Origin of the sequence: Streptomyces sp. NPDC058701, from assembly GCF_042715295.1 — a bacterium.
Classification (GTDB): domain Bacteria; phylum Actinomycetota; class Actinomycetes; order Streptomycetales; family Streptomycetaceae; genus Streptomyces.
Genome location: NZ_JBHXSY010000004.1, coordinates 44,079 through 60,825 on the forward strand (window position 1 = coordinate 44,079; position 16,747 = coordinate 60,825).

13 protein-coding genes and 1 pseudogene are annotated in these 16,747 nt (G+C 71.9%); 13 read left to right on the plus strand and 1 reads right to left on the minus strand.

The window, feature by feature from the left end; all coding sequences use genetic code 11:
• Nucleotides 1-5: 5 nt before the first annotated feature.
• A pseudogene (locus ACFWW8_RS05125) lies at nt 6-1,078 on the minus strand (rod shape-determining protein).
• Between the two features lie 117 nt (nt 1,079-1,195).
• On the opposite strand from ACFWW8_RS05125, the gene ACFWW8_RS05130 reads away from it, so the two are divergent.
• The 13 genes from ACFWW8_RS05130 to ACFWW8_RS05190 form a co-directional block, all read left to right on the plus strand.
• Complete coding sequence (locus tag ACFWW8_RS05130; protein WP_386523835.1) at nt 1,196-2,725, plus strand: bifunctional folylpolyglutamate synthase/dihydrofolate synthase; 1,530 nt, start codon at nt 1,196-1,198, stop codon at nt 2,723-2,725.
• 2 nt (nt 2,726-2,727) lie between these two features.
• Nucleotides 2,728-3,087, plus strand: a complete 360-nt coding sequence (locus ACFWW8_RS05135) for a DUF4233 domain-containing protein (protein ID WP_386523838.1) — start codon at nt 2,728-2,730, stop codon at nt 3,085-3,087.
• 64 nt (nt 3,088-3,151) lie between these two features.
• Nucleotides 3,152-3,562, plus strand: coding sequence for a nucleoside-diphosphate kinase (gene ndk, locus ACFWW8_RS05140; protein WP_351280554.1), 411 nt, complete (start codon nt 3,152-3,154; stop codon nt 3,560-3,562).
• 297 nt (nt 3,563-3,859) lie between these two features.
• A complete protein-coding gene (locus tag ACFWW8_RS05145; RefSeq protein WP_112453164.1) occupies nt 3,860-4,879 on the plus strand; it encodes a rod shape-determining protein in 1,020 nt (339 codons plus the stop codon).
• A gap of 214 nt (nt 4,880-5,093) precedes the next feature.
• Nucleotides 5,094-6,041, plus strand: a complete 948-nt coding sequence (mreC, locus tag ACFWW8_RS05150) for a rod shape-determining protein MreC (protein ID WP_386523841.1) — start codon at nt 5,094-5,096, stop codon at nt 6,039-6,041.
• Between the two features lie 13 nt (nt 6,042-6,054).
• Complete coding sequence (gene mreD / locus ACFWW8_RS05155) at nt 6,055-6,759, plus strand: rod shape-determining protein MreD (protein WP_386523846.1); 705 nt, start codon at nt 6,055-6,057, stop codon at nt 6,757-6,759.
• A gap of 13 nt (nt 6,760-6,772) precedes the next feature.
• Complete coding sequence (mrdA, locus tag ACFWW8_RS05160) at nt 6,773-8,944, plus strand: penicillin-binding protein 2 (protein WP_386523848.1); 2,172 nt, start codon at nt 6,773-6,775, stop codon at nt 8,942-8,944.
• 5 nt (nt 8,945-8,949) lie between these two features.
• Nucleotides 8,950-10,152: a rod shape-determining protein RodA gene (rodA, locus tag ACFWW8_RS05165; RefSeq protein ID WP_386523851.1), complete on the plus strand. Its 1,203-nt coding sequence runs from the start codon at nt 8,950-8,952 to the stop codon at nt 10,150-10,152.
• A 49-nt stretch (nt 10,153-10,201) separates the two neighbouring features.
• Complete coding sequence (locus tag ACFWW8_RS05170; RefSeq protein WP_386523854.1) at nt 10,202-11,734, plus strand: CHAD domain-containing protein; 1,533 nt, start codon at nt 10,202-10,204, stop codon at nt 11,732-11,734.
• Nucleotides 11,735-11,806: 72 nt separating this feature from the next.
• Nucleotides 11,807-13,732, plus strand: coding sequence for a TIGR03960 family B12-binding radical SAM protein (locus ACFWW8_RS05175; protein ID WP_386523855.1), 1,926 nt, complete (start codon nt 11,807-11,809; stop codon nt 13,730-13,732).
• A 274-nt stretch (nt 13,733-14,006) separates the two neighbouring features.
• Complete coding sequence (locus tag ACFWW8_RS05180; protein WP_386523858.1) at nt 14,007-15,245, plus strand: hypothetical protein; 1,239 nt, start codon at nt 14,007-14,009, stop codon at nt 15,243-15,245.
• A 126-nt stretch (nt 15,246-15,371) separates the two neighbouring features.
• Nucleotides 15,372-16,151: a TIGR03936 family radical SAM-associated protein gene (locus tag ACFWW8_RS05185; protein WP_386523861.1), complete on the plus strand. Its 780-nt coding sequence runs from the start codon at nt 15,372-15,374 to the stop codon at nt 16,149-16,151.
• Between the two features lie 236 nt (nt 16,152-16,387).
• A partial coding sequence (locus ACFWW8_RS05190) for a hypothetical protein (protein WP_386523864.1) occupies nt 16,388-16,747 on the plus strand: 360 nt, incomplete at its 3' end.

Here is a 16,747-nt window from a genome sequence, read left to right on the forward strand (position 1 = left end):
ACGGGTCAGGCCCGCAGCACCCCGGAGGCGAACCGGGCCCCTTCCAGGGTGTCCAGGTCCTCGACGCACGTGCCGCAGCCCAGGGCCACGCAGTCCAGCGGGTCGTCCGCGACGAAGACGGGGATGCCGGTCGCGGAGGCCAGCCGCAGGTCCAGGCCCGGCAGCAGCGCGCCGCCGCCCGTCAGGACGATGCCGTGCTCCATCACGTCGCCGGACAGCTCCGGCGGGCACTCCTCCAGGGTGGCGCGGACGGCCGCGATGATCGCCTCCACGGGCTCGTCGAGCGCCGCCCGTACGTCGGTGGCGGTCAGCCGGAGGGTCCGGGGCATGCCGCCGACCCTCTCGCGGCCGCGCACGGTGAAGGTCCGGGTCTCCAGCTCGGGCCGGTCGGGTACGGGCCACGCCGATCCGATGGCCACCTTGGCGTCCTCGGCGGTGCGCTCGCCCAGGAGCAGCCCGTGTTCCCTGCGCACGTGGTCGATGACCGCCGCGTCGAGCCGGTCGCCGCCGACCCGGAGCGAGCGCGAGGTGACGATGCCGCCCAGCGAGATGACGGCGACCTCGCAGGTGCCGCCGCCGATGTCCACCACCATCGAGCCGCGCGCCTCGGCCACCGGCAGCCCGGCGCCGATCGCCGCGGCCATCGGCTCCTCGATCAGGTGCACGGTCTTGGCGCCGGCCCGGGTGGAGGCGTGGACGATGGCCCGCCGTTCGACCGGAGTGACGCCGGAGGGCACGCAGATCACCATCCGGGTGCGGGTCCGCCGGCCGGGGACCGCCTTGCGGACGAAGTGCCGGATCATCTCCTCGGCGGCCTCGTGGTCGCAGATGACGCCGTCCTTGAGGGGGCGGATCGCGGTGATGGAGCCGGGAGTGCGGCCGATGGTCTCCTTGGCCTCCGCGCCGACGGCCAGCGCGGTGGTCGTACCGGCCCTGACGGCGACGACCGACGGCTCGTCGAGGACGATTCCGTGCCCCGGGCGTAGACGAGGGTGTTGGCGGTCCCCAGGTCGATTCCGATGTCGCGGCTGGAAGCCGCCTTGTCGGGCCCCGTCTTCTCACTGCGCGCCTGCGGCATGTGTTCCCCCATCTCCTGCTCGCAAGGCTTGCATAACGATCTGGTCGCCCTTCCCTCCGAAGGTCACGAAGCGACCGGGCCGAAGGTCCTGCGGGCCGCCGTCCGTAGACTGGGCCCGTGAGTGAGCAGCAGCCCGAGAGCCACGGCCCCGACGATCTTGACCACCTCCCCGACGAGTTCGACCGGATCGTGGCGGAAGAGTCCGACCGCGATCCCGACCTGGCGGTGATCGAGGCCGGGAGCCGCACCCTGCGGGCCCAGGCCGGACCGCCACAGGGGGACCCGGTACCCGCCCACCCCACCGACCCGGAGACGGCGAAGGCGCTCCAGGAGGTGGAGCAGGAGCTCGCCACGCGCTGGGGCGAGACCAAGCTGGAGCCCTCCGTGACGCGCATCGCGGCGCTGATGGACCTGCTGGGCGAGCCGCAGCGCGCGTACCCCTCGATCCACGTGACCGGCACCAACGGCAAGACCAGCACCGCCCGCATGATCGAGTGCCTGCTGAACGCCTTCGAGCTGCGCACCGGCCGCTACACCAGCCCGCACGTCCAGTCGGTCACCGAGCGGATCAGCCTCGACGGGGCGCCGATCACCGCCGAACGGTTCGTGGAGACGTACCACGACATCAAGCCGTACGTAGAGATGACCGACGCTGCGCAGGAGTACCGGCTGTCGTTCTTCGAGGTGCTCACCGGGATGGCGTACGCGGCCTTCGCGGACGCCCCGGTCGACGCGGCGGTCGTCGAGGTCGGCATGGGCGGCACCTGGGACGCGACCAACGTCATCGACGGTTCGGTCGCGGTGGTCACCCCGATCAGCCTGGACCACACCGACCGGCTCGGCTCCACCCCCGGCGAGATCGCCCGGGAGAAGGGCGGCGTCATCAAGCAGGGCGCCACCGTCATCCTGGCGCAGCAGCCGGTGGACGCGGCGCAGGTGCTGCTGAAGAGGGCCGTCGAGGTCGACGCGACGGTGGCCCGCGAGGGCATGGAGTTCGGCGTCGTCGCGCGCGAGGTCGCGGTCGGCGGGCAGCAGCTGACGCTGCGCGGCGTGGGCGGCGAGTACGACGGGATCTTCCTGCCGATGTACGGCGCCCACATGGCGCGCAACGCGGCGGTGGCGCTGGCCGCGGTCGAGGCCTTCTTCGGCGTCGGCCAGGAGCACGCGCGGGTGCTGGACGTGGAGACCGTACGGAAGGCCTTCGCCTCGGTGACGTCGCCGGGCCGGATGGAGGTCGTACGGCGCAGTCCCACGGTGGTCCTCGACGCGGCGCACAACCCGGCGGGCGCGGCGGCCACCGCGGAGGCGGTCACCGAGTCGTTCGGCTTCAGCCGGCTGGTCGGCGTCGTGGCCGCGAGCGAGGGCAAGGACGTCCGCGGGGTGCTGGAGGCCTTCGAGCCGATCTTCGCGGAGGTGGTGGTGACGGAGAACTCCAGTCACCGGGCCATGGGCGCGGACGAGCTGGCGGGCGTCGCGGTCGAGGTCTTCGGCGCGGACCGGGTGCAGGTCGAGCCGCGGCTCGACGACGCCCTGGAGGCGGCGATCACCCTGGCGGAGGAAGAGGCCGAGTACGGAGGGGCCGGGGTCCTGGTGACCGGGTCCGTGATCACGGTGGGCGAGGCCCGCCTGCTGCTGAAGAGGGGCTGAGGATGCGCACGCTGTGTGCGAGCACGCTGATCGGCGAGTTCTTCGTGATCGGGTTCGCGGGCCTGGTGGCCATGAAGAACCCGGACCTGACCCAGACGGCGGTCTGGACGGTCTGCGGCGTCACGATGCTGCTGTCGGTGCTGCTCTGCGGGATGCTCTCGCGGCCCGGGGCGGTGCAGCTGGGCTGGGTCCTGCAGATCGGGCTGATCGCGAGCGGGTTCGTCGTCCCGACGATGTTCTTCCTCGGCGCCGTGTTCGCCGGCCTGTGGTGGTGCTCGGTGCACTACGGGCGCAGGATCGACGCGATCAAGGCCCGCTGGTCGGCCGCGCAGGAGTCGCCCGCGGCTCCTGACGCTGCGTGACGGTTCACCGTTTCGGCCCTGTAGATTCGTCCCACCGCACCCGTATGCCGCAAGGAGCCGCACCATGACCCAGCGCACCCTCGTCCTGCTCAAGCCCGACGCCGTCCGGCGCGGCCTGATCGGCGAGATCATCGGCCGTATCGAGCGGAAGGCCGGCTGGACCGTGCCCGCGCTGGAGCTGCGCACGCTGGACCAGGAAACCCTGGAGGCGCACTACGGCGAGCACAAGGGCAAGCCGTTCTACGAGCCCCTCATGGGCTTCATGTCGAGCGGTCCCGTCGTCGCCCTGGTGGTGGAAGGGGAACGCGTGATCGAGGGTGTCCGCCAGCTGGCCGGACCCACCGACCCGATCGCCGCGGCGCCCGGCTCCATCCGGGGCGACTTCGGCACCATCACCCGCGAGAACCTGATCCACGCGTCCGACTCCGAGGAGTCCGCCGCACGCGAGCTGAAGCTGTTCTTCCCCGCTCTGTGAGCACGCACCCACTGACGTGACATCAGCCAAATAGCGCTCATGACCTGGGGCGACCGAAGTAATTTCGGTCGCCCTCCGGTATTTCCGGCGGCGACCGGGAACGACTGGGCAGAACACGACGTCACCACTAAGGGGGCGGGTATCCGCTCCGGCGGGATTGCCGGAGTCCCGTCGCGCGGTGTCCGTACTCCCGGCACTACGATGGGGCCTCCACCCACACACCCACCTCGCCGACCTGACAGCAGCAGCTATCAACTGGAAGGCCAGACGCTCCTCATGGGGAACAAGGGGAACTACATGTCGTTCATCGGCCGTGACATGGCGATCGACCTCGGGACCGCCAACACGCTGGTGTACGTGCGGGGACGGGGGATCGTCCTGAACGAGCCGTCCGTGGTCGCCATCAACACGAACACCGGCGGCATCCTGGCGGTCGGCACCGAGGCGAAGAAGATGATCGGGCGCACGCCCGGCAACATCGTCGCCGTGCGGCCCCTCAAGGACGGCGTGATCGCCGACTTCGAGATCACCGAGCGTATGCTCCGGTACTTCATCCTCAAGATCCACAAGCGCCGCTACCTGGCCCGCCCGCGCGTCGTGGTCTGCGTGCCCTCCGGCATCACCGGAGTGGAGCGCCGCGCCGTCATCGAGGCGTCCACGCAGGCCGGCGCCCGCCAGGTGCACATCATCGAAGAGCCCATGGCCGCCGCCATCGGCGCGGGCCTGCCCGTCCACGAGGCCACCGGCAACATGGTCGTGGACATCGGCGGCGGCACCACCGAGGTCGCCGTCATCTCCCTCGGCGGAATCGTCACGGCACAGTCCATCCGGGTGGCCGGCGACGAGCTCGACAACGCGATCATCCAGCACATCAAGAAGGAGTACTCGCTCCTCCTCGGTGAGCGCACGGCCGAGCAGATCAAGATCACCATCGGTTCGGCGTACGACCTCGACAAGGACGAGCACACCGAGATCCGCGGCCGCGACCTCGTCTCGGGCCTGCCCAAGACCGTGGTCATCTCGGCCGCCGAGGTCCGCAAGGCCATCGAGGAGCCCGTCAACGCCATCGTCGACGCGGTCAAGACGACGCTCGACAAGTGCCCCCCGGAGCTCTCCGGCGACATCATGGACCGCGGCATCGTCCTCACCGGAGGCGGCGCCCTGCTGCGCGGCCTCGACGAGCGGCTGCGCCGCGAGACGGGCATGCCGATCCACATCGCCGAGGATCCTCTCGACTCGGTCGCGCTCGGCTCCGGCAAGTGCGTCGAGGAGTTCGAGGCGCTCCAGCAGGTCCTGGACGCCCAGCCCCGCCGCTGATGCGGACCCCCGGGGCCGGGGACCGCGCGGAACACAAGAATCCGCCGTACGGGTGCTGCCGAGCCCGTGCGGCGGATCGTTGATATACAGGCAAAAGACCTGTGCGAGCCCCGGCTCCGACGGAGCGGAGCCACCGCCCCGATGACAGCACCGGCCCCCCGGGAGCGGCTCCGCGCCGCTCGCACATCTCTACGAGGAAGGCACGCCGCCGCACGTGAGGGACACACGAGAAAGCCGGCTGCTCCTGGTGCTTCTGATCGCCATCGCGTTCGCATTGATCACGGTGGACATCAGGGCCGGCGAGGAGTCTCCGGTCGACGGTGCCCGGCAAGCCGCCGCAACGGTCTTCGGCCCGGTCGAGGAGGGCGTGTCGACCGCCGTCGACCCGGTCGCCAACGCCATAGGGGCGGTACGGGACTCCGGCGAGCGCCACAACCGCATCGCCGTCCTGGAGCGTGAGAACGCCCGCCTCAAGGCCACGCTGGGCAGCGAGGACCAGAACCGCAGCAGGGTCCGCGAGCTGGACGAGATGCTCAAGCGGGCCGGCGCCGGACAGTACGGCATCAAGGGCGCCGAGGTCATCGCCATAGGAGCGGCCCAGGGCTTCTCCTGGACCGTCACCATCGACGCCGGCAGCAAGGACGGCATCGAGCGCGACATGACCGTCCTCAACGGGGACGGACTCGTCGGCCGGGTCTCCACCGTGGGCCCCGACACGGCCACCGTCGTCCTCGCCAACGACCCCGACTTCACCGTCGGCACCCGGCTGGAGAAGAGCGGCGAACTCGGCTTCGCCACCGGCCAGGGCGACCGCGCGATGTCCGTCCAGATGCTCAACGGCAAAGCCAGGATCAACCCCGGCGACCGCCTCGTGACCTTCGGCTCGCGCGGCAACAAGCCCTTCGTGCCCGGCGTGCCGATCGGCGAGGTGGTCAAGGTCGACCCCTCGCGCGGCGACCTCACCCGCACCGTATGGGTGAAGCCGGCCGTCGCGTTCTCGCGGCTGGACATCGTCGGCGTCGTCGTCATGCCGCCGCGCGAGGACCCGCGCGACGCCGTCCTGCCTCCCAAGCCCGAGGCCCCCAAGCCCACCCCGACCGTCACCGTGACGGTCACCCCGTCCGCGTCGGCCGGTGTGGCCGGCAAGCCGGCCGACGAGTAGGAGCAGACCGCCCATGCGCTTCAACCGGATCCTGCTCTCGGCCACCCTCGTGGTGGTGGCCCTCGTCGTCCAGGTCACCGTCCTGGGCCGGCTCCAACTGCCCGGCGCGGTACCCGACCTGGTCCTGCTCACGGTCGTGGCCCTCGCACTCGTGTACGGGCACGTCACCGGCGCCCTCATCGGCTTCGCCGCCGGCCTCCTCACCGACCTGGCCCCGCCCGCCGACCACGCCGCCGGGCGGTACGCGCTCGTGCTCTGCCTCATCGGCTACGTGGCGGGCCTGGTCCGCCCCGACAGCGGGCGGTTCCGCTCCGCCTGGGGCCCGATGCTGACCGTGGTCGGCGCCGCGGTCGCCTCCACCCTGCTGTACGCGGGAGTGGGCGCCCTCGTGGGCGACACCGCCGCCCGCCACGTGGGCCTGACCGGCCTGCTGTTCACCGCCACGCTGTACGACCTGCTCCTCGCGCCCTTCACCGTGCCGTTCATCATGGCGCTGGCCCGGCGGGCCGAGAGCGACCCCATGGCCGTCGAGGCCGGAGGCGGCCCCGCCCAGAGCAAGGACGTCTCCTCCGGCTGGCTGGCCGGCGGCACCGGCCTGCGCATCGGCAGCCAGCGCGGCGGCCTGCGCATGAAGTCCGCCCGCGGGCGCGCCAACCGGGCCGGCCGCATAAAGGGCGTCAAGGTCGTGAAGAGCGTGAAGAGCGTCAAGAAACTGTGACGAGGGAGCAGCGGTGACCAACTCTCCGGAAACCGGCCGCACCTCCCGGGTGCGCATCAGGCTTGTCATGATCCAGGTGCTGGTCCTCTCGATGTTCCTCACCCTCGCCGGGCGCCTGTGGTACCTCCAGGTACGCAACGGGCAGGAGTACTACGACGAGGCCAAGAGCAACCACGTCCAGCAAGTCGTCCAGCCGGCCGTGCGCGGCTCGATCCTCGACGCCCGCGGGGTCGCGCTCGCCGACAACGAGACCCGCCTCGTCGTGTCCGCCAGCCGTACCGCCCTGATGAAGATGCCCGACAAGGGCAAGGGCGTCATGACCCGCCTCGCCGGCGTCCTGGACATGAGCCCCCGAGAGGTCATGGACAAGGTCCGCCTCTGCGATTCCCGGACCCCCGCGCCCTGCTGGAACGGCTCCCCGTACCAGCCGATTCCGGTCACGCTCGAAGCCACCACGCAGCAGGCGCTGCAGCTGCGCGAACGCCCCGAGGAGTTCCCCGGCATCACGGCGGAGCCCACCGCCGTCCGCCGCTACCCGGCGCCCGGCGGGACCCGGACCGCGCAGGTGCTCGGCTACCTCTCGCCGGTCACCGACGACGAGATCCAGAAGGCCAAGAACACCGACTCGCCGCACCTGCGCTCGGACCAGGTGGGCCGCTCCGGACTCGAACGCACCTATGACAAGGAGTTGCGGGGGAAGGCGCAGGTCACCTCGTACGAGGTCGACAACCTCGGGCGGGTCATGGGCCAGACCAAGTCCGACCCGGGCGTGTCCGGGTCCACCCTCGTCACCAGCATCGACGCCCGGGTCCAGGCCGTCGCCGAGTACGAGCTCCAGCAGGCGATGAAGACGGTCCGCAACGAGACCGACAAGATCACGGGCCGCAAGTACGAAGCCGACTCGGGCGCCGTCGTCGTCATGGAGGTCAAGACCGGACGGGTCGTCGCGATGGCCTCCCAGCCCGACTACGACCCCAACGCCTGGGTCGGCGGGATCTCGGCCACCGACTACGCCCGGCTCACCAGCAAGAAGTCCAACTACCCGCTGCTCAACCGGGCCATCCAGGGCCAGGCCCCCGCGGGTTCCATCTTCAAGGTGGTGTCGGCCAGCGCGGCCGTGCGGGCCGGCTACGCCTTCGACGACAAGTACAACTGCAGCAGCTCGTACAGCCTCGGCGGCCGCAGCTTCGCGAACTTCGAGTCCAAGGGGCACGGCCCCATCACCCTCGGCGACGCGCTCAAGTTCTCCTGCAACACCGTCTTCTACGCCCTCGGCCACAAGGAGTGGCAGCACGACGGCGGTCTCCAGCCCAAGAAGGACGCCCACGACTGGTTCTACCGGACCGCCCGCGAGTTCGGGCTCGGGTCCGAGACGCAGATCGACCTGCCGAACGAGGTCACCGGCCGCATCCCCGACCGGCGCTGGAAGAAGAACTTCTGGGAGGCCAACAAGAACGCCTGGTGCAAGCAGGGCAAGAAGGGCGGCACCTACGTCGAGCAGATCGCCTACGAGAGCTGCCTCGAAGGCAACCAGCTCAAGGCGTTCGACAGCATCAACTTCGCCATCGGCCAGGGCGACGTCCTCGTCACCCCCATCCAGATGGCCACCGCCTACTCGGCCATCAGCAACGGCGGCACCCTCTACAACCCCACCGTCGGCAAGGCCGTGATCAGCCCCGACGGCAAGCACGTCGAGATGATCAAGCCCCAGGCCCACGGCAGGCTGCCGATCGACGCCCGGACCGTCAGGGACCTCGACAAGGGCCTGCGCTCCGTCGTCGCGCCCGGCGGCACCGCCGCTTGGCGGTTCGGCGGCTGGCCGCTGGACAAGATCCCGATGCGGGCCAAGACCGGCACCGCCCAGGTCTACGGCAAGCAGACCACCTCGTGGCTGGCGACGTACACCGACGACTTCGCCATCGTCATGACCATCTCCCAGGGCGGTACCGGTTCCGGAGCCTCGGGCCCCGCCGTCCGCAGCATCTACAACGCCATCTACGGCCTCGACATGGAGGGCAACCAGGACCCGAAGAAGGCCCTGCTGCCCAAGCCGGAGGCGAAACTGCCCCGGATCCTGCCCGACGGTTCCATCGAAGCCCCCGACATCAAGCCGTACGTGCCGCCGTCCCCGGAGGATGTCGCGCCGCCCGCACTCGCCGGACCACCCCCCGCACGGCAGGACTGAAGGACATGCAGACCGCCAACAAGTTCTCCGTCTCCCGGTACGCGCCCGAACAGCGCGGGGCGATGGCCAGAATCACCGCCCGCGACTCGGTCGTGCGCCGGCTCGACTGGCCGATACTCCTGTCCGCCCTCGCGCTGTCCCTCATCGGCGCCCTGCTGGTGTGGTCGGCGACCCGCAACCGGACGCAGCTCAACCAGGGCGATCCGTACTACTTCCTCTTCCGGCACGCGCTGAACACCGGCATCGGCCTCGTCCTGATGATCGGCACCGTCTGGCTCGGCCACCGCACCCTGCGCGGCGCGGTGCCCGTGCTCTACGGGCTCTCGCTGGTGATGATCCTCGCCGTCCTCACCCCGCTCGGCGCCACCATCAACGGCGCCCACGCGTGGATCGTGATCGGCGGCGGATTCTCCCTCCAGCCCTCCGAGTTCGTGAAGATCACGATCATCCTGGTCATGGCCATGCTGCTGGCCACCCGGGTGGACGCGGGCGACCTCGCCCACCCCGACCACCGCACGGTCGTCAAGGCCCTGTGCCTGGCGGCCGCCCCCATGGGCATCGTCATGCTGATGCCGGACCTCGGCTCCGTCATGGTCATGGTCGTCATCGTGCTCGGCGTGCTGCTGGCCTCCGGCGCCTCCAACCGCTGGGTCCTCGGCCTGCTCGGCTCCGGCGTCGGCGGCGCCGTCCTGGTCTGGCAGCTCGGCGTCCTCGACGAGTACCAGATCAACCGCTTCGCCGCCTTCGCCAACCCCGAACTGGACCCGGCGGGCGTCGGCTACAACACCAACCAGGCCCGCATCGCGATCGGCTCGGGCGGCCTGACCGGCTCCGGGCTCTTCAAGGGATCGCAGACCACCGGCCAGTTCGTACCGGAGCAGCAGACCGACTTCGTCTTCACGGTGGCGGGGGAGGAACTCGGTTTCATCGGGGCCGGGCTCATCCTCGTCCTGCTCGGCATCATCCTGTGGCGCGCGTGCATGATCGCCCGCGAGACCACCGAGCTGTACGGGACCATCGTGTGCGCCGGCATCATCGCCTGGTTCGCGTTCCAGTCCTTCGAGAACATCGGCATGACCCTCGGGATCATGCCGGTGGCCGGGCTCCCGCTGCCCTTCGTCTCGTACGGAGGGTCCTCGATGTTCGCCGTCTGGGTGGCGGTCGGGCTGTTGCAGTCGATCAAGGTGCAGCGGCCGTTGTCGGCCTAATGCCCCGTTCACCCTGGAGCCGTGCCCCGTTCAGGACTAAATTCGGTCCATGGCGGACACGAAGCGCGAGATCGAGCGGAAATTCGAGTTCACGCGGGCCGGGAAGGGCTCCGGCCCGGCCCGGCGCGAGGTGCCGGACCTGACGGGCACGGCCGGCATCACGGCCGTGACCGACCGGGGCACCGTCGAACTCGACGCCGACTACTACGACACCCCCGACTGGCGGCTCGCCGCCGACGGACTCACCCTGCGCCGCAGGACCGGCGGCGCCGACGCCGGCTGGCACCTCAAACTGCCCGTCTCCCCGGGTGTCCGCGACGAGATCGGGGCCCCGCTCGGCGACGCCCTCCCCGACTCCCTCGCCGCGCTGGTCCGCTCCCGCGTCCGGGGCGCCGGCCTGGTCCCGCAGGTCAGGCTGGTGTCCTCGCGCCGCGTCAGCCACCTCCTCGACGCCGACGGCGCCCTCCTCGCGGAGCTGTCCACCGACGCGGTCCGCGCAGAGCGGGGCGACGCCGCCGCGGCCTGGACCGAAGTCGAGGTGGAACTCGCCGACGGAGTCGACCCCGCGCTGCTCGACGCGGTCGAGAAGACCTTCCGCAAGGCCGGGCTCAAGATCTCGGACGCCCCCTCGAAGCTCGCCCGCGCCCTCGCCGAGACCGGCGCCGAGCCCCCCGCCCGGCCCGGCGGCGACGGCCCCGACGACACGGCGGGCGCCCACGTACTCGCGTACCTGCGCGCACAGCGCGACACCCTCGTCGCCCAGGACCCGGCCGTCCGCCGGAACCTGCCGGACTCCGTCCACCAGATGCGGGTCGCCACGCGCCGGCTGCGCAGCGCCTTCAAGACCTACCGCAAGGTGCTCGACCGCGACGCCACCGACGCGGTCGGCGAGGAACTGCGCTGGCTGGCCGCCGAACTCGGCGTCGACCGCGACCAGGAGGTCCTCCTGGAGCGGATCCAGACGCACCTCGGCGAGCTCCCGCGCCCCCTGGTCACGGGCCCGGTCCGCAGCCGCCTGCGCGCGTGGAACGCCACCCGCCGCGCCGGATCCCGGCGCAGGGCCCTGGCCGTGCTCGACGGCAAGAGGTACATCGCCCTGCTCGACTCCCTCGACGCCCTGCTGGACGACCCACCGCTGCGCGACGCCGCCGCCCGGCCCTCGGACGAGGTGCTGCCCGCGGCCGTGCTCCGCGACTTCGAGCGCCTCGCCGGGCGCGTCGGGGACGCGCTGGCCATGGAGGCGGGCCACGACCGCGACCTGGCCCTGCACGACGCCCGCAAGGCGGCCAAGCGCGCCCGGTACGCGGCCGAGGCGGCCGTCCCCGCGCTGGGGAAACCGGCCAAGCGGCTCGCCGAGGCCGTCAAGTCCGTCCAGTCCCTGCTCGGCGACCACCAGGACGGCGTGGTGGCCCGCGAAGCCCTGCGCGGCCTCGCCGCCCAGGCGCAGGGAGCCGGGGAGCCGGGCTTCACCTGGGGCGTCCTGTACGGCCGCGAGGAGGCCCTGGCCGAGCACCGCGAGCGCGAACTCCCCGACGTGTGGGCGAAGGCGGCCGACCCGGCGCTGCGGGCCGCCCTGGAATGATCATGCGGGAAGGGGCGGCTGTGCCCCGGGGTACGCTTGACAGTCGTCCCCTGCCCGCTTCACGAAAGTCGCGTGATGACCGAGTCGGTCTTCCCACAGCTCGAGGCCCTGCTTCCGCACGTACAGAAGCCGATCCAGTACGTCGGCGGAGAGCTGAACTCCACCGTCAAGGACTGGGACACCTGCGACGTCCGCTGGGCGCTCATGTACCCGGACGCGTACGAGGTCGGGCTGCCCAACCAGGGCGTCATGATCCTGTACGAAGTGCTGAACGAGCGCGAGGGCGTCCTCGCCGAGCGCACCTACAGCGTGTGGCCGGACCTCGAAGAACTGATGCGCGAGCACGGGGTGCCGCAGTTCACCGTCGACTCGCACCGCCCGGTGTCGGCGTTCGACGTCTTCGGGCTCTCCTTCTCCACCGAGCTCGGCTACACCAACATGCTCACGGCGCTGGACCTCGCGGGCATCCCGCTGGAGGCCCGCAACCGCACCGTCGACCACCCGATCGTCCTCGCGGGCGGCCACGCGGCCTTCAACCCCGAGCCGATCGCGGAGTTCATCGACTGCGCGGTCATCGGTGACGGCGAGCAGGCCGTCCTCGACATGACCGAGATCATCCGCGCCTGGAAGGCCGAGGGCCGCCCGGGCGGACGCGAGGAAGTCCTGCTGCGCCTCGCGAAGACCGGCGGCGTGTACGTCCCGGGCTTCTACGACGTCGAGTACCTGCCCGACGGCCGCATCGGCCGCGTCGTCCCGAACCGCTCCGGCGTGCCGTGGCGCGTGTCCAAGCACACCGTCATGGACCTCGACGAGTGGCCCTACCCGAAGCAGCCGCTGGTCCCGCTCGCCGAGACCGTCCACGAGCGGATGTCCGTGGAGATCTTCCGCGGCTGCACCCGCGGCTGCCGCTTCTGCCAGGCCGGCATGATCACGCGCCCCGTGCGGGAGCGAAGCATCACCGGCATCGGCGAGATGGTGGAGAAGGGCCTGAAGGCCACCGGCTTCGAGGAGGTCGGTCTGCTGTCGCTGTCCTCCGCGGACCACACCGAGATCGCCGACATCGCCAAGGGCCTCGCGGACCGCTACACCGACGACAAGGTGGGCCTGTCCCTCCCGTCGACCCGCGTGGACGCCTTCAACGTGGACCTGGCCAACGAGCTCACCCGCAACGGGCGCCGCTCCGGCCTGACGTTCGCCCCCGAGGGGGGCTCCGAACGCATGCGCAAGGTCATCAACAAGATGGTCTCCGAAGAGGACCTGATCCGGACCGTGTCCACGGCGTACGGCAACGGCTGGCGCCAGGTGAAGCTGTACTTCATGGTCGGCCTGCCGACCGAGACCGACGAGGACGTGCTCCAGATCGGCGACATGGCGGTCAACGTCATCGCCAAGGGCCGCGAGGTCTCCGGCCAGAACGACATCCGCTGCACGGTGTCGATCGGCGGGTTCGTGCCGAAGCCCCACACCCCGTTCCAGTGGGCTCCGCAGTTGTCGGCGGAGGAGACGGACGCCCGTCTGGGCAAGCTCCGGGACAAGCTCCGCGGAGACAAGAAGTACGGCCGTTCCATCGGCTTCCGCTACCACGACGGCAAGCCGGGCGTCGTCGAGGGCCTGCTCTCGCGCGGCGACCGCCGCGTCGGCGACGTCATCCGCGCCGTGTACGAGTCGGGCGGCCGCTTCGACGGCTGGCGCGAGCACTTCAGCTACGACCGCTGGATGGAGGCGGCCGAGAAGGCGCTGCCCGCGTACGGCGTGGACGTCGCCTGGTACACGACCCGCGAGCGCACGTACGAGGAGGTCCTGCCCTGGGACCACCTCGACTCCGGTCTCGACAAGGACTGGCTCTGGGAGGACTGGCAGGACGCCCTCGACGAGACCGAGGTCGAGGACTGCCGCTGGACCCCGTGCTTCGACTGCGGCGTCTGCCCGCAGCTCGACCTCGACATCCAGATCGGCCCCACCGGCAAGAAGCTGCTGCCGCTCACGGTCGTGAAGTAGCCGGCCGCGCGGTGACCCGCACCACGGTCACCGCGTGACGCCCGCGCATCGGGAGGCCCCCACCCGCAACGGTGGGGGCCTCCCGTGCGTCGTGAGAAGCATGGCCGTCGACATGCAGAAACACCCGGGCTCCGCCCCCGGGACCGACCCCGGGCCCGCCCCCGGGACCGACCCCGGGCCCGCCCCCGGGACCGTTCGCGGATCCGCCCCCGGATCGGTCGCGGGGCTCTCGGTCCCCTCCCGGCCGCCCGAGGGCCAGGGGTGTGTGTTCGCGGTGGTGCGCATTCCCGTGCGGATCGTGGCCGTGCTGATCCTGCTGCCGCTGCGGATGGCCTGGGACCTGCTGGTCCTGTGCGCCCGCGCCGTGCACCGCCGCGCCCTGCGGCCGGCCGGCGACGCGGCGGCCCGGCTGTTCGCCGGGCTCCACCGGTACGTCCTGTCCCCCCTCGGCCGCGGCGCGGCCCGGCTGGCGCGGGGCGCGGGGCTCGTCCTGCGGTGGGCGTTCCTCGCCGTCTGCTACTGGCCGTGGGCCGCCGCGTGGCGCCACGTCCTCGCACCCGCCGGGTCCGCGCTGTGGCGGTACGTGCTGACCCCGCTCGGCCACGGGCTCGCACGGTGCGCGCGGTGGACGGCCACGGCGCTGGGGTGGCTGGCGAAAGCCGTGTTCGTGTGGCCCTGGGCCGGGCTCTGGCGGTACGTCGTGACCCCGCTCGGGCGGGGGCTGTTCCAGTACCTGCTGCGCCCGGCCGGCCACGGGCTCGCGAGGGCGGTCCGGGCCCTGGGCCGGTACGTGCTGCGGCCGCTCGGCGCGGGCACCGTCCGGCTCCTCGTCGCCGGCTACCGCCACCTGCTGCTCCCGCCGGTCCGCGGGGCCGGCCGACTGGCCCGGTGGCTCCACCGCCGGGTCCTCGCCCCGGCCGGGCGCGGCCTCGCCCGCTTCCTCCCGGTGCTCCTGCGCGCCCTGTTCGTCCGGCCGTGGGTCGTGCTGTGGCGCTACGGCGCGGTCCCCGCCGGGCACGGCCTCGCCTGGCTGGCCAAGGCCCTGCTGGTGTGGCCCTGGGTCGCCACGTGGCGGTACGCGGTCGTCCCCGCAGCCGACATGGCGTACCGCCGCCTGCTGGCGCCGCTCGGCCGCGGCCTGGCCCGGTCCGCACGCGGGCTGTACGCGTACGTGCTCACACCGCTCGGGCACCTCCTCCTCTCCGCCTGGCGGCTGGCCGGCCGCGTCAGCCGGGCCGTCGGGCGCGGACTGCTCCTGCTGTGGCGCGGGCTCGTCGCCCGGCCCGCGGCGTGGGCCTACCGGCAGGTCGCCACTCCCGCCGGGCATTTCGTACGCGAGGTGTGGCGCACCGCACGCGCCGCGGTGCGGGAGGCACGTGCCGGCGTGCGGCAGGCGCTCTTCGGCACCCCTTCCCGGGAACCGGTGAGGTCACGGGCGCGTACTCTGGGTAGTAAGAAGGCCGCAGGCAACACGCCCGCTCCCGAGATCTCCCTCCACGAACGGCAGGGGTGAGCCGGAGGCGGGGCGTGGCCCGCAGGCCCCACAGACCTCAGGGCGACGCGCCGGTCGCGGAGCCCCGCACAAGGAGAAGAACCACTGGGCAAGCGACAGCCCGAAGGCCCGCCACCCGCACCGGTGGTGCAGCGCATCCGACTGCGCTACACCAAGCGCGGCCGCCTCCGGTTCACCAGCCACCGCGACTTCCAGCGGGCGTTCGAGCGGGCCCTGCGCCGTGCCGAGGTGCCCATGGCGTACTCGGCGGGCTTCACCCCGCACCCCCGCGTCTCGTACGCCAATGCCGCCCCCACCGGGACCGGCAGCGAGGCCGAGTACCTGGAGATCGCCCTCGCGGCGCCGCGCGACCCCGAGAAGCTGCGCCAGCTGCTCGACGAGTCGATGCCGACCGGCCTCGACATCATCGACGCCGTGGAGGCCCGCACCTCGGGCCTCGCCGACCGGCTCACCGCCTCCGTCTGGGAGCTGCGCCTGGACGGGGTGGATCCGGCCGAGGCCGAACGCGCCGTGGCGGCCTTCCTCGCCGCCGAGACGGTGGAGGTCCAGCGCCGGACCAAGAACGGCATGCGGACCTTCGACACGCGCGGCGCGGTGGTCACTCTGGAAGCGCTTTCCGCCCAGGCTGATAGGCCTCTGGACCATGCTTGTGCGATACTGCGGCTGGTTGTTCGGCATCTGACACCTGCCGTGCGACCCGACGACGTCCTGTCCGGTCTCCGAGCTGTGGCCGACCTGGCGCCGCCGGTCCCCTCAGCGGTGACCAGGCTGGCGCAGGGGCTCTTCGACGAGGAGTCCGGCACGGTGACCGACCCGCTCGCGCCCGACCGCGAGGCCGACACGGCCGCCCCACAAACGGCCGCCGTAACGGCCGACGCGAAGGCGCCGGAAGGTCCCGCCGCGTAGGGATCGTCGTCGTCGCGCAGCCCTGGCACTCGGGAGCCACCTGGGTCGGGCAGCGCATTGACCTGAAGACTTCCGCCAGGCCGTACGCACACACACGTACGGAACCGGCGGCCATGGACTACAGCTCCCGTGTGGCGAACGCGCCCCGGAGGCCGGTTCCGCGCTCATTACGCGGGGCCGAGCCGGACCGGACGTCAGCCGCGGCGCCCGGGAGCGTGACGGGAGAACCGCCCGCAATGCTCAACAACGAAAACGACACCACCACCCCCGGTAACGCCGACAGCGGCAGCCCCAGCGACAACCTGCCCCCGCGCAGGCGTCGCCGCGCCGCCTCCCGCCCGGCGGGCCCGCCCGGCGCGACCGCCGCCGAGAACACCCCGGTGGCCGAGGCCGCTCCGGCCGCCCCCGAGGCGGAGGCCGCTCCGGCCGCCGCCCCGGTCCGTGCCCGCCGCCGTGCCACCCGTGCCGTGTCCGCGCCGGAGGCTCCGGCCGCCGCCGCTCCGGTCGAGGCCGCCGTGGCCCCGGTCGCCGAGGCCGCCTCCGCGCCCGAGGCGGAGGCCGCTCCGGCCGCTCCGGCGCCGCGTGCCCGCCGCCGT

Excerpts from the sequence above, each read along its gene's own strand:
- ACFWW8_RS05135 (WP_386523838.1), top strand. The coding sequence starts at position 2,728 with ATGCGCACGCTGTGTGCGAGCACGCTGATCGGCGAGTTCTTCGTGATC.
- mreD (WP_386523846.1), top strand. The coding sequence starts at position 6,055 with ATGCGCTTCAACCGGATCCTGCTCTCGGCCACCCTCGTGGTGGTGGCC.
- ndk (WP_351280554.1), top strand. The coding sequence starts at position 3,152 with ATGACCCAGCGCACCCTCGTCCTGCTCAAGCCCGACGCCGTCCGGCGC.
- ACFWW8_RS05145 (WP_112453164.1), top strand. The coding sequence starts at position 3,860 with ATGTCGTTCATCGGCCGTGACATGGCGATCGACCTCGGGACCGCCAAC.
- ACFWW8_RS05170 (WP_386523854.1), top strand. The coding sequence starts at position 10,202 with ATGGCGGACACGAAGCGCGAGATCGAGCGGAAATTCGAGTTCACGCGG.
- rodA (WP_386523851.1), top strand. The coding sequence starts at position 8,950 with ATGCAGACCGCCAACAAGTTCTCCGTCTCCCGGTACGCGCCCGAACAG.